The following is a 12474-nucleotide window of genomic DNA, read 5'->3' as shown; positions in this document are numbered from 1 at the left end:
TCTTCACACCTATTTGCCTTACTTTAGGCCTTTCACATTATTCGCATTAATTTCTAGCCCGTGTTTTTTTGCAACTTCAGCGATACGTTCATAACGACTTAACTTCTCTACTTCAGCCTGCAATTCTTGATTTTCCTTTTGTTTTTTCACAATTTGTTCTTCTATCGTCGCTGCTTCTACATTAACTTGATATAGACCCGCTTTATTCCCAATAAAAGCTACACAAGCATATAATAAAAATCCAATAAACGTTACGTACAATAGCTTTTCAATTCTTGTAATTTTCGTTTTAACTTTTGGCTTAACCATCTGCTGTGGCGGCGCTTGAATTTGTACCTCTTCTTGCGCCTGTTGTTTATACTTTACAGCTAAATTAGTCATACCTCTCTCTCCTTTTTATCGTTTTTCAGCGATTCTCAACTTCGCAGAACGCGCTCGATTATTTTCTTCTAATTCAATGTCAGAAGGTAAAATCGGTTTCCTTGTAATAAGCTTTAATTTCGGCTTAAATTCATCCGGAATAATCGGTAGTCCCTGTGGTAATTGCGGCGTTGTGCTATTTCGCTTAAACGTCGTTTTACAAATACGATCTTCTAAAGAATGGAATGTTATAACACTAACTCTTCCACCAGGCTTGACCATATCAATTGCAGATTCCAACGCTTCTTCAAATACTTTTAATTCATCATTTACAGCAATACGAATCGCTTGAAATACTCGCTTCGCAGGATGTCCACCTGTTCTACGTGCCGGAGCTGGAATACCTTCTTTAATTAATTCCACTAATTCTCCTGTCGTTTCAATAGCCTTATTCTCGCGATAAGCTTCAATTTTCCTTGTTATTTGCTTTGAAAATTTTTCTTCTCCGTATTGGAAGAAAATTCTTACGAGTTGTTCATATGACCAGCTGTTCACAACATCATATGCTGTTAATGGGGCATCTTGATCCATCCGCATATCTAACGGTGCATCATGATGATAACTAAAGCCACGCTCTGGTGTATCTAATTGTGGGGATGAAACACCTAAATCGAATAAAATCCCGTCTACTTCTGTGATACCTAATTCATGTAGTTTTTCAGATAAATAACGGAAGTTGCTCTTCACTGTTACAAATTGTTCACCATAAGAAGAAAATTTTTCCTTCGCATTTTGAATCGCTATTTCATCTTGATCAAATGCTATTAACTTTCCACCATCTGTTAGCTGAGATAATAAATAAGAACTATGTCCTCCTCCACCCAGTGTACAATCTACATATGTACCACTCGGTTTTATATCTAAGCCATCTACTGTTTCTTTCAAAAGTACTGTTACGTGTTTGAACATTGCTGCACCTACTCTTTTTCCAATTAATTATGTTAAATACATTTCTCACTCTACAAACACAATTTACTACTAGAGGATGAAATGCTACTAAAGAACGACTCATTTAACTTCCAACAAGGTAGTACGCTATACAAATCGCTATTTTATTTTATTATATACTAAATTTTATCATTTTTTGCGGGAATTTAAACAAAAACCTGTCGAAAAAGATATTAATCCGTTTACATTTTGTGCTATTTTGTCATATATATATACCTGATACATAGCGATTCATTACATTAACATAAGATGGATAATTCAGAAATATTTCACTTCACAGTTAATTCAACAGAATAAAAATAAAATCCTGCTCAAAAGAGCAAGATTCTATAGTTTTATTACATGATGTTTTCCATCCCACGAAAAAGATTGTTCCATTACCCGGTCAACAAAATCAAGGCCGAACTGATTTAAATAATAACACACATTCCACACACGTTCTTGCGGTGCTCCTAATGGACGAAGCGCGAATTGTAAACGGCGGAATTTATTCAGTTGAACCTCATGTTTCTTCTCAACATTTCTTTTCAACATTTTTTCTAACAGTTCAATTTGCTCATTAATTTTCAGTTCATTTTTCCCCGCAAACTCATTTAACCCTGGATCTATTTTTTTCACGAATTGTTGTAATGATGTATGAATATCCATTATTTCTTTTTTCGCTTCTATAAATCGCTCGTCTATCGGTTCCTCTATTTGATTAGAAAGCCAATTGTCACGCAGATTATCTATATTATTTAGAAATGGATCAATTTCTTGCAAATCTAAATCATATAAATCTGTCGCTATATCTCGCTCCATATAAGTAATTGTAAGCCGCGGAACAACAGGTGGCATTTGGAAACCTACCGTATGAAACACTTGTTGCAATTCACTCCAATAAGCTAACTCCCCTGGACCGCCAATAAACGCTAACGTAGGAAACACATATTCTTGCATAAGAGGGCGCGTTACAACATTATTACTAAAACGTTCTGGACTTCTTTCCATCTCTTCCATCAATTCTTCATACGAAAATGAATGCACTCCATCTTTTCCAATAAACTTCCCTTGATTCTCTTCAAGCAATACTCGCTCATTATCAATTTCCATAAATATATGCACTGCATTTGTCTTCGTTTCAATAATCGGTTTAAATCCTAATTCCTTAAGTACTTCCTGTTGATTACGAAGCCCTACTTGAATTTCTTTATATTTACTTATAATTTGTTGTAAAAACGGCACTTCTAATTTTCTTAATGCAGGATGATGTGAATCTACAAGAATTAAACCAGAATTTGCGAACATTTTCGTAATAAGGTGCGCAAAGAAATCTACATATGTATGCGATTTACCTAAAGCATCATCAACAAATTGTAATACATCCTTTGTAAAATTCGTTTCCGGATATGTTTTAAAAATCTCTTCGACCCATTTTCTACAGTCTTCAATAGAAAACTCAGAATCAGAAGCACTCGCCTTTTTCGGATAACGATCATGAAAAATGGTCTTTTTTATTTTTTTATTTTTCGTTACAAATGTATGATTAATTTCATCCATATCATGGTCTTCACCAGCAATCCAAAAGACAGGAACAACCCGAACCCCTAAGCTCTCTTCTTTTTCTTTTGCAAGCTGTAAAATTGAAATGATCTTATGAACTGTATAAAGCGGACCAGTTAATAACCCAGCTTGTTGTCCAGCTATAACTACATATGTATTTTCATCTTCAAGCGCTTTTATATTTTGAATTGTAAATTCTCCCGCTTGCAATTGTGTATTATATTCTAATAAATGCGTTACTAAATCTTGACGGAAAAATTCTCTCTCACGTAAATCATGTAAACGCTGTTTAAAAGCATCCTCTGTTAACAGATAATCAAAACATGACTGTATCTCTTTTTTACCGTTCATATAGTCCGCTACAACACCTTGTAGTGGAACAGAGATTTCTTTTATCTCCATATAATTCTTCCTTTCGTATCCTGTTCTCTCACCAACCCACATTGTATTCAATGTTTCACGTAAAAGCAAAGAAAAACACTTATAATTCCATTCCTTTTATTGCATTGAACAAAAATCGAAGTGTCGGAACAGATTGTTGTTGTTCCTTAGCTTCTTCTAATACATATCCAACAATCGCATTAACTTCCGTTTGTCTATTCGCTCTTACGTCCGCTAACATAGATGAAGTATTATGGGATGTTTTTTCACATACTTGGCATACCATTTTCCATAGCATTTCCTTATCTTCTTCTTTAACAAGAAATGCAACTTCCTGAAATACTTGCTCCATCATTTGATAAAAAAGCGGGTTTGAAATTAACTCCCCGTTCTCAACCCGCAATAATGCCGTCAACGGATTAATACATACATTGACTACTAATTTATTACGCATAATCCCCTTCCAATCATCTTCTATCTGAATCGGAAAATAATCAAAAGGAAAACAATTAAATACCTTTTTAAAACAACTAGATTGACCACGCACTACACCAAACTTTGTAACACCTATTCCAGTATGACGAACTGTATGTCCATCCTCTTTTTTTGCACCATGCTCCACAATCCCGACTGCTATACGTTCATTTCCTATTTTTTGCATAACGTGAAGATGTGACATTCCATTTTGCAAAAAGATTAATGACGATTCTCCCTGCACAAAAGGTAATATATCAGTTACATGATATTGCTTTACAGCAATAAATGTATAATCTAACTGTTTATCCAGCATACTTTCTATCGGTAAAATAGATGGAAATACCGTTTCACGTTCTCCATTCCTAATACAAGTTACACCCGTTAAGTTTAATTCTTCTGCTTGCTTATCGTTTCTTGTAAACAACGTAACATCTTGATTACTTTTTTGTAAATAAAATGTATATAGGAGACCAATAGCTCCCGGTCCAACAATTCCAATTTTCATCTTCACACAAAGAACTCATATTAACAAGTGATATAAGTTCCCTTGCCTTTCCCCCTTTATATCTTATTAAATTACAATTACATAGTTGAGGATTCAATTATCTTTTAACAAATGCAACCTCTTCTTTCACTACGTATATGCTACCTATATACATAATTCTATTCTTAGTTTAGCAAATCCTCAAAAAAATAATGAAAGAAATATTCTATCTTCTTCATAAAAATTTAAAAATGAGTTATAATATTATTATAAATATTTTAACTTTTCTGCATTCAACAAGATAAGAAAAGGACGTGATGTAATGGGATTCCCAAAAGTTGAACGCTTGCTCATCAATTATAAAACATTAGATGAATTTAAAAAATTTAAAGGGTGCGGAGCTCAAGAACTATCCATGTTGGAAGAATTACAAGCAAACATTATTGAAAATGATAGTGAGTCTCCATTTTACGGTATTTATTATGGTGGATCGCTAATCGCACGTATGAGTCTATATATGAAAAGGAACGGTGGAGAACCATTTGAAATTACAGGTACTTACCTAGAACTTTATAAACTTGAAGTATTGCCGACTTTTCAAAAACAAGGATTCGGACAAATGCTTGTTAATTATGCGAAACAACTACAATTCCCAATTAAAACGATAGCACGTATCCAGTCATCTGGTTTTTGGGATAAATTAAGTTTCCAGCCAGTATCAGTAACTGATGGTGATTTTTATATTTGGCATCCAGAAACAAATTCGAATGCGATTACAAACGAAGAATCTGCATAAGAAACAAAAAAAACAGCTGTTACGCAGCTGTTTTTATTTCTTTAATTTTTCTAATTCTCCATTCGAGCGAGCGCCATTTCTTTCCGCTACCATTACACTTCTTTTTTGATCGATATAATCAAGTAATGTTCTATATTCTTCCTCATATACTGATAATCGCTCCAGAAGACGTTCTTTCTCTGTTTGTAACGATTCAATTTGTTGTTGCAACACCATTAAAGAGCTTTCATCTTTATAATTCCGCAAGAATTCAATAACATCATTCAATGTAATTGATGTAGGCTCTAATACCTTTGTCTCTTTCACTTCATAATTTTCTACTTTACGAAGTTGCTTTGCTTCTTCAATACGTTCTTTGTATTGCTTTCTAACATAAGAATTCCACCTAAATCCACATGCTGCTGGTGTGCGAGACAAATGTCTCCCCACTTCTTTAAAGGCAGAAAGTTGCGTTCCACCTTCTTGAATATGCCGGAGTACTACTTCTGCCAGAAGCAAATCTTCATCATCAGTCCAAGCATCTTGTCTTGTTGTCGCCATCTCTCTAGTCCTCCCTATGCATTTTTTATTAAGCATATGCAGTTACTAGAAAAGATAGAATACAACAAATAAAGAATAAGACAAAAAAAAATAAACGTAGAAGATATCTTCTACGTTTATTTTCCCGCAATTACTTGCTGATTACTTCTTTACCTTTGTAAGTACCGCATGCTTTACATACACGGTGAGCTAATTTCGCTTCACCACAGCTTGGGCACTCTACCATACCAGGTACTGATAATTTGAAATGCGTACGACGCTTTCTTTTTACTGTTTTAGAAGTTCTTCTAAAAGGTACAGCCATTCTTCCCACCTCCTTAAAAGAAATAGTTATTTTCATATGAAGGCCTAAACCAGTCTTCCGATTATTTGTCAAAAAACTTTGCAAGTCCTGCTAATCGTGGATCAACAGTCTTTTCTTTGTTTTCTTCCGAAATCACTTGCCAGTCTTGACCTTGCATCGGTGCTCCACCAGAAACATCATCACTGAAAATTTGCATTGGAATCTCCAAAAGTATATTTTCCTTGATTACGGGCAGTAAGTCAAGTACTTCTCCTTCTAAACAATGAATTTCAGCTTCTGTTTCAAATTCTTCTTCCGAAGTTTGGAACACCTCAGTTGTTTTAATGTCAAATGGTAATGTCACATCTACTAAAGAGCGAGAACATGGTAAAACCATGCTTCCAGTTATATGTAGATGAAACGTAAACTTACCGGAGCCAAAATCAACTCTTCCTGTTACATGAGCAGGATTAATTTCACGAATATCTTTCTCGACCTCTTTTAGCTCACTTACATCTACCATTTCATTTAATGTCAATCCTTTATTTCTCAATTTATTCAATTGATGGATGGACCATTTCATATCATATCACCTCAAGGCAACAAACAAAATTATAGCTAGCCATTTTATATTTGTCAATGTTTTTTCTTTACACTATAATGAAGTCATCATAGGAAATAATATATAGACTATCACGTTTTCCAAAAAGATGCTACATCGAAAGGAGAGATTACCATAAAATCCAGTGGTATTGTTGTTGAATATAACCCTTTTCATAACGGTCATGCTTATCATGTGCAACAAACAAAAAAGTTAACACAGTCTGATATTATTATCGCCGTTATGAGTGGTCCTTTTTTGCAGCGTGGTGAGCCCGCACTCATCTCCAAATGGTATCGTACCAAAATGGCCTTAACAAACGGCGTAGACCTCGTTGTAGAGCTTCCATATGCATTCGCAACACAAAAGGCCGAAACTTTCGCAAATGGCGCAATTTCGATTTTAAACGCCCTTGGTGTTTCTGAAATTTGTTTCGGTAGTGAAGATGGACAAGCTGAAAATTTCTACAATACCATCGCTATACAAAAAAATGAAGAAGAGACTTTTAATCGTCTTGTGAAGCAATTTATGAATGCAGGTAATAGTTATGCAAAAGCTACATCTGAAGCCTTTCTACATATCTTACCACCCGAAAAAAACGTAGATATGTCACAACCAAATAACATTTTAGGCTTACAGTACATTAAAGCAATTCTCTTACAAAACAGTTCGATGCAAGCACAAACTATAAAAAGATTCGCCTCTCATTATCATGATGAAACATTTCACGATCAACATATTGCAAGTGCAACAAGTATTCGCAAACAGCTATTTAATGAAAACAGTTCCTCTACAACTATTGAGCCTTTTATCCCGAAAATGACTGCTTCTCTTTTAGAAAACTACAAGCAAAACTACGGGACGTTACATAACTGGGAAAAATACTTTTCATTTTTTAAATACAAACTTATGACGATGTCTTCAGAGGACTTACAACATATATATGAAATGGAAGAAGGTTTAGAGCATCGTATTTTATCAAAAATACAAAACAGTTCATCTTTCTATTCATTCATGGAAGCATTAAAAACAAAACGTTATACATGGACTAGATTGCAAAGAGCTTGTACACATATTTTAACAAATACAACGAAGGAAGAAATACACAAAGCAAATATAGAGCAACATGCGCCGTATATCCGTCTTCTCGGAATGTCACAAAAAGGACAAACTTATCTTTCTAGAAATAAGAAAAAAATAGAACTCCCAATCCTTACTCATACAAAAACATTCGAACATCCAACTTTAGACATAGAACGAAAATCAAATGCTGTATATTTCTCCATAATGCAAGAACCTTTGCGGACACAACTGCTAAAACAAGACGCAACGCATCATCCAATTCGTTATGATGAAATAATGAAAAAATTCCTATAAGAAAAACCTCTCTTCTTCAGAGAGGTTTACTTTGTTTTACCCATTTTTTCCAAATACGTTAATGCATCATCCAGTGTGTCCACCGGTACAATTTTCATCTTCGTTTTAATATCTTTCGCAGCTTCAAGAGCATCTTTATAATTCGATTTCTCTACACCTTTTTCATTTGGCGCAAAAAACACTTCAGCTCCCGCATCACTAGCAGCTACTACTTTTTGCTGAATACCACCAATTGGACCAATTTCTCCTTTATCATTGATTGTACCTGTTCCAGCTATTTCATGTCCGTTTGTTAAATCTTCTTCAACGAGCTGATTATAAATTTCTAGTGTAAACATTAACCCCGCTGATGGACCGCCGATTTCATGGGAATCAATTTTCACTTTCGGATCTACTACTAACTCTCTTTCCGTAACGATAGAGACCCCTATACCGACGCGTCCATTCCCATTAGGGATCGTCTTTACATTTAAATTTTCTTTAAACTGTTTTCCGCCCCGCTTGTATTCAATATTTACTGTGTCCCCTTCTTTTTTCCCTGTCATATACTCAATAAATTGTTCCGTCTTGTCGAATATTTTTCCATCGACAGCTATAATAACATCTCCAAGCTTAAGCTTTCCCTCTGACGGCATACCCTTTGCTACACCAGCAACTAGTACACCTTTATTTTCAAAAGAAACAGAGCGATTTGCACGTTTATAAGCATTATAGATTGCTGCATTTTGCGAATCTTTCATTGCATAATTTTGGCGAAATTGATATTCTTCATCACTCTCGCCTTTTTGCAATATTTCTTCCGCCTTCGAAACGTGTGTATATTTATTAAATTGCGCGGCTATTAAGTTCACCACATTAGCAGGTCCCATTGAGACAGTGACAAGCATGAAATCACCAGACTCTTTAGTTCCACCGTCAACTTGCACGTACGGCGCTAATTTCGCGGCCATACCTGGTTTTGTCACATAATACGGCAAGCGCACATAAACAAGTAGCATCGCCAATATAACCCCTATTAAAATTGCATATATAAACCGAAAACGCTTAAACATTATGTTTCTCCTTCCACTGCTCAATTAGTAAATAAATGTTTGAAATATGTTGTTCCGCTTCCACTTCTCCGACCCTAATAATGTCTTCAATATGTGTAAAAGCACGCGAACTAAATTGTTCCACTGCTGGCCGCATCATTAAATCTGATGCTATTTGCCGATTCATCACAAGTTCATGTTGCATAATTTCAATACTTTGCATAATTACATCATAAATCGATGTAACCTCTCCATTCACCTTAATTGGAGATACATCAACAGCAATAACAATATCAGCACCTAAATCTTTTACAACCGATACGGGAATACGGTCAATTACCCCTCCATCCACTAATAAGCGGCCATCTATTTTTTCTGGAACAAACACCCCTGGTACAGATATACTAGCTCGAACCGCCTCCGCAATCGGACCACTTGTAAAAACAACTTTCTCCCCCTTCAAAATGTCAGTAGCCACAACAGCTGTCGGGATATCTAACTCTTCTAAATTTTTATTATATGTAAACATTTTAATCATATCTTTAATACGTTTTCCAGCAATAAATCCCATTTTAGGAACTGTAAAATCCAAATAATATTTCCTTTTGAAAACAGCTGCCAATTTATACAGTCTTTCAACGTTACAACTCGCTGCATAAAATGTACCAATTAATGCCCCTATACTACTACCTGCTATCATGTGAATAGGGATGCCAGCTTCCCTCAACACTTTTATTACCCCTATGTGAGCAAAACCTTTTGCACCTCCGGATCCAAGCGCTAAACCGATTTTTGGTTCCTTCATTTTTCTCACCCTTTAATTTTTTTCATTCCTTTTTCATACTTATGGTCTAAATTCACCACATATCCACGTATACTGAAATGAACGTTTTTGGGACAAAGGGGGATTTTCTTACATGTACGAAAAATGGAAAACTGCTTTTCTTACCATATCAATGTTGTTTTTAACCTTTTCTCTTGTACTTCACCCCCAAGATGCTTTGCAAGCTTCAATTCGCGGGTTAAATATATGGTGGGAAGTTGTATTCCCTTCACTACTACCGTTTTTCATCATTGCGGAACTTCTAATCAGTATTGGTATTGTAAAATTTATCGGTGTTATATTAGAACCACTAATGCGTCCACTGTTTCGTGTTCCAGGGGTAGGCGGATTTGTTTGGGCAATGGGAATGGCTTCAGGATTCCCCGCTGGCGCCAAATTAAGCGCTAGACTACGCAAGAGTAATCAACTAACACAAATTGAAGCGGAACGACTCGTATCTTTCACAAATTCTTCTAATCCACTTTTTATTTTCGGAGCGGTTTCTATTGGTTTTTTCAATAATCCGAAATTAGGACTCGTATTAGCAGCAGCACATTATATAAGTAACTTTATCGTCGGATTACTTATGCGCTTTTATGGTAATAACGATACTTACATAAAAGACAAACATACGAATCAAAAGCGTGCCTTTCAAAACCCTTTTTCCATCCTCCACCAAACACGTATGCAAGAAAAAAGACCAATCGGAAAACTACTCGGTGACGCTATCGTTTCTTCTATTCAAACATTGCTCATGATTGGTGGGTTTATTATTTTATTCTCTGTTTTAAATAAAATGATTACTGTTTTCAAAATTACAGAAGCGCTTTCTTTTATTATGCAACATATTTTATCATTCTTCCAACTTACATCCCAATTTAGTATTCCGATATTATCCGGTATTTTTGAAATGACGCTTGGAAGCCAAATGATTAGTCAAATTAATGAATCAACACTTCTTCAACAAGCAATGGTAACAAGCTTCATTTTAGCATTTAGCGGTCTTTCTATTCAGGCACAAGTAGCAAGCATATTAGCGGAGACAGATATCCGCTTTAAACCATATTTTTTAGCTCGAATTATCCAAAGTATTCTCGCTCCTATTTTCACTTTTATATTTTGGGGACCATTTTATGAAAAAGTTCATTCTTTCTCGCCTACGCAAGAAGATCTTCCCGTATTTTTATTGAATCATTCTTATACACTAACTGATATTTGGACATCATTTATACACTACGGACCAATCTTCACCTTATTTTGTTTATATTTGTATGTCATCTTATTGTTTTTACGTATTCATAAAGAAAAACCCCGTTCACTTTAACGGGGTTTTAAACTTGTCTTTTAAAGCACGCTCTACAATCGGAGGAACAAGGTCTACTACACTCCCACCATATCTCGCAACTTCTTTCACAATACTTGAACTTAAAAATGAATATTGATTATTTGTCATAATGAAGAAAGTTTCGATATTTTCGTCTAATTTTCGATTCATTGAAGTAATTTGCATCTCATATTCAAAATCAGAAACTGCTCGCAAACCACGTAATATTGCATTTGCATTACGCATTTTTGCATATTCCACCAATAATCCACTATGTGAATCAACTTTTACATTCGGAATATCCTTTGTCGCCTCTCGAATTAACTCTAGGCGTTCTTCTACCGAAAAGAATGGTTTTTTTGATGAATTGTTTAAAACAACTACATATACTTCATCAAATACTTTTGCTCCCCTTTTAATAATATCCAAATGTCCAAGGGTAATTGGATCAAAACTCCCTGAAGAAATAGCTATACTTGTCATTCTGTCCCCTCACCTTCATACTTATAAATCGAAATTGCTGTAATCCCGTAGTTTTCTGCCCGTACTTTTACAAGTTCTCCTATAGAATCAGGTAAAACCACGTCATCCCCATGCTCTGCCATAATGATGCCATCTTTATTTAACAATCCATGTTGATCCATTACACTAACTAAAGACACAATTTTTTGAGCTTTATATGGAGGGTCTATTAGTATAAGATCGAATGATATTTCACGCTTTATAAGCGCCTTTACCGCACGCTCTGCATCATTTCGGTACACTTCAGCTTGTTCTTGTAGTCTACAGCTTTCTAAATTTTGATGAATGACTTTTATCGCTTTACTATCTCGGTCAACAAAAATCGCTTTATCAATCCCTCTACTTATGGCCTCAATTCCAAGACCACCGCTACCACCAAATAAATCAAGAGCGATACCACCATCATAATAAGGACCTATCATATTAAAAATAGATTCTTTCACTTTATCTGTCGTTGGACGTGTTGTATTACCAGGTACCGCTTTAAGTGGGTGCCCTTTACATTTTCCTGAAACTACTCTCATCTGTTGTCACTACCTTTATTTCAATCTATAGAGCGATTACAGCAAATTCATTTCAATTCGGTAACCGCTACCGATTCATACTATTTCATACATTTTTTCATTAATCTGTTATTTAACTAATTGAAAACTTCAGTTAAAATAATCGCTCGCTATTTCTTTCATATCCATTTCACTATTTGCAAGCAACAACCCTCTATGTACATCAGTTCCACTTTACCTTTTTTATCCTATCATAAAATAAAAAAAAGAAAAATAAAAAGCCTAACATAAATTTTAATTTCATTATGTATATCTTCATTTTAGATTGGACATAAATAAATATAACAACATCATTTTCGATGTTGTTGCCAACCGCGGAGAAGACTTACGTTTCCCCATAAGTTCTTCCTCCGGTTTCTCCT

General features: G+C 35.1%; 14 protein-coding genes. 3 read left to right on the top strand and 11 right to left on the bottom strand.

Features of this window, described 5'->3' with window-relative positions:
- Positions 1-18: 18 nt before the first annotated feature.
- The 4 genes from ftsL to panE all read right to left on the bottom strand — a co-directional run bounded on the left by ftsL (position 19) and on the right by panE (position 4279).
- On the bottom strand, positions 19-381 hold the full coding sequence (gene ftsL, locus SB773_RS09855; RefSeq protein ID WP_002014745.1) for a cell division protein FtsL: 363 nt from the start codon (positions 379-381) through the stop codon (positions 19-21).
- Positions 382-396: 15 nt separating this feature from the next.
- Positions 397-1329, bottom strand: coding sequence for a 16S rRNA (cytosine(1402)-N(4))-methyltransferase RsmH (gene rsmH / locus SB773_RS09850; RefSeq protein WP_002014746.1), 933 nt, complete (start codon positions 1327-1329; stop codon positions 397-399).
- A 366-nt stretch (positions 1330-1695) separates the two neighbouring features.
- Positions 1696-3312, bottom strand: coding sequence for a bacillithiol biosynthesis cysteine-adding enzyme BshC (gene bshC, locus SB773_RS09845; protein ID WP_410589708.1), 1617 nt, complete (start codon positions 3310-3312; stop codon positions 1696-1698).
- A gap of 79 nt (positions 3313-3391) precedes the next feature.
- Positions 3392-4279 carry a 2-dehydropantoate 2-reductase gene (panE, locus tag SB773_RS09840; RefSeq protein ID WP_002128863.1) on the bottom strand — a complete coding sequence of 296 codons (888 nt, stop codon included), beginning with the start codon at positions 4277-4279 and terminating at the stop codon, positions 3392-3394.
- Between the two features lie 295 nt (positions 4280-4574).
- On the opposite strand from panE, the gene SB773_RS09835 reads away from it, so the two are divergent.
- The gene (locus SB773_RS09835) at positions 4575-5048 is read left to right on the top strand and encodes an N-acetyltransferase (RefSeq protein WP_002014751.1); all 474 of its coding nucleotides are present in this window, start codon (positions 4575-4577) and stop codon (positions 5046-5048) included.
- Positions 5049-5081: 33 nt separating this feature from the next.
- Here SB773_RS09835 and SB773_RS09830 read toward each other — a convergent pair whose 3' ends face one another.
- From SB773_RS09830 to SB773_RS09820, 3 genes are all read right to left on the bottom strand, one after another.
- Positions 5082-5588, bottom strand: a complete 507-nt coding sequence (locus SB773_RS09830; RefSeq protein ID WP_002066865.1) for an RsfA family transcriptional regulator — start codon at positions 5586-5588, stop codon at positions 5082-5084.
- A gap of 130 nt (positions 5589-5718) precedes the next feature.
- Positions 5719-5892 carry a 50S ribosomal protein L32 gene (gene rpmF / locus SB773_RS09825; RefSeq protein ID WP_001984764.1) on the bottom strand — a complete coding sequence of 58 codons (174 nt, stop codon included), beginning with the start codon at positions 5890-5892 and terminating at the stop codon, positions 5719-5721.
- A gap of 61 nt (positions 5893-5953) precedes the next feature.
- A complete protein-coding gene (locus tag SB773_RS09820; protein ID WP_002014753.1) occupies positions 5954-6454 on the bottom strand; it encodes a YceD family protein in 501 nt (166 codons plus the stop codon).
- 153 nt (positions 6455-6607) lie between these two features.
- Here SB773_RS09820 and SB773_RS09815 point away from each other — a divergent pair, with 153 nt between their 5' ends.
- Complete coding sequence (locus SB773_RS09815; protein WP_410589795.1) at positions 6608-7849, top strand: nucleotidyltransferase; 1242 nt, start codon at positions 6608-6610, stop codon at positions 7847-7849.
- Positions 7850-7875: 26 nt separating this feature from the next.
- Here SB773_RS09815 and SB773_RS09810 read toward each other — a convergent pair whose 3' ends face one another.
- Complete coding sequence (locus SB773_RS09810) at positions 7876-8901, bottom strand: SepM family pheromone-processing serine protease (RefSeq protein WP_002088283.1); 1026 nt, start codon at positions 8899-8901, stop codon at positions 7876-7878.
- Positions 8894-9685, bottom strand: a complete 792-nt coding sequence (locus tag SB773_RS09805; protein WP_016096200.1) for a patatin-like phospholipase family protein — start codon at positions 9683-9685, stop codon at positions 8894-8896. The genes SB773_RS09810 and SB773_RS09805 overlap by 8 nt, the downstream gene beginning before the upstream one ends.
- A 112-nt stretch (positions 9686-9797) precedes the next feature.
- On the opposite strand from SB773_RS09805, the gene ylbJ reads away from it, so the two are divergent.
- Positions 9798-11027 (top strand): sporulation integral membrane protein YlbJ, encoded by a 1230-nt coding sequence (gene ylbJ, locus SB773_RS09800; protein ID WP_002033736.1) that lies wholly within the window; start codon positions 9798-9800, stop codon positions 11025-11027.
- On the opposite strand, the gene coaD is transcribed toward ylbJ, so the two are convergent.
- The gene (gene coaD, locus SB773_RS09795) at positions 11019-11510 is read right to left on the bottom strand and encodes a pantetheine-phosphate adenylyltransferase (RefSeq protein WP_044442849.1); all 492 of its coding nucleotides are present in this window, start codon (positions 11508-11510) and stop codon (positions 11019-11021) included. The two genes, ylbJ and coaD, sit on opposite strands and share 9 nt — an antisense overlap.
- Complete coding sequence (gene rsmD / locus SB773_RS09790) at positions 11507-12073, bottom strand: 16S rRNA (guanine(966)-N(2))-methyltransferase RsmD (RefSeq protein ID WP_001266992.1); 567 nt, start codon at positions 12071-12073, stop codon at positions 11507-11509. The genes coaD and rsmD overlap by 4 nt, the downstream gene beginning before the upstream one ends.
- Positions 12074-12474 lie beyond the last annotated feature (401 nt).

It is taken from the genome of Bacillus sp. SIMBA_074 (assembly GCF_046534555.1).
Taxonomy (GTDB): Bacteria; Bacillota; Bacilli; order Bacillales; family Bacillaceae_G; genus Bacillus_A; species Bacillus_A mycoides.
The sequence above is the reverse complement of the archived record's forward strand: the minus strand, read 5'-3'. Positions and strand labels throughout refer to the sequence as shown.

What these genes read in the sequence shown, in the direction of transcription:
- ftsL (WP_002014745.1), bottom strand. Translation starts at nt 381, where the DNA reads ATGACTAATTTAGCTGTAAAGTATAAACAACAGGCGCAAGAAGAGGTA.
- rsmH (WP_002014746.1), bottom strand. Translation starts at nt 1,329, where the DNA reads ATGTTCAAACACGTAACAGTACTTTTGAAAGAAACAGTAGATGGCTTA.
- bshC (WP_410589708.1), bottom strand. Translation starts at nt 3,312, where the DNA reads ATGGAGATAAAAGAAATCTCTGTTCCACTACAAGGTGTTGTAGCGGAC.
- SB773_RS09835 (WP_002014751.1), top strand. Translation starts at nt 4,575, where the DNA reads ATGGGATTCCCAAAAGTTGAACGCTTGCTCATCAATTATAAAACATTA.
- SB773_RS09830 (WP_002066865.1), bottom strand. Translation starts at nt 5,588, where the DNA reads ATGGCGACAACAAGACAAGATGCTTGGACTGATGATGAAGATTTGCTT.
- rpmF (WP_001984764.1), bottom strand. Translation starts at nt 5,892, where the DNA reads ATGGCTGTACCTTTTAGAAGAACTTCTAAAACAGTAAAAAGAAAGCGT.
- SB773_RS09820 (WP_002014753.1), bottom strand. Translation starts at nt 6,454, where the DNA reads ATGAAATGGTCCATCCATCAATTGAATAAATTGAGAAATAAAGGATTG.
- SB773_RS09810 (WP_002088283.1), bottom strand. Translation starts at nt 8,901, where the DNA reads ATGTTTAAGCGTTTTCGGTTTATATATGCAATTTTAATAGGGGTTATA.
- SB773_RS09805 (WP_016096200.1), bottom strand. Translation starts at nt 9,685, where the DNA reads ATGAAGGAACCAAAAATCGGTTTAGCGCTTGGATCCGGAGGTGCAAAA.
- ylbJ (WP_002033736.1), top strand. Translation starts at nt 9,798, where the DNA reads ATGTACGAAAAATGGAAAACTGCTTTTCTTACCATATCAATGTTGTTT.
- coaD (WP_044442849.1), bottom strand. Translation starts at nt 11,510, where the DNA reads ATGACAAGTATAGCTATTTCTTCAGGGAGTTTTGATCCAATTACCCTT.
- rsmD (WP_001266992.1), bottom strand. Translation starts at nt 12,073, where the DNA reads ATGAGAGTAGTTTCAGGAAAATGTAAAGGGCACCCACTTAAAGCGGTA.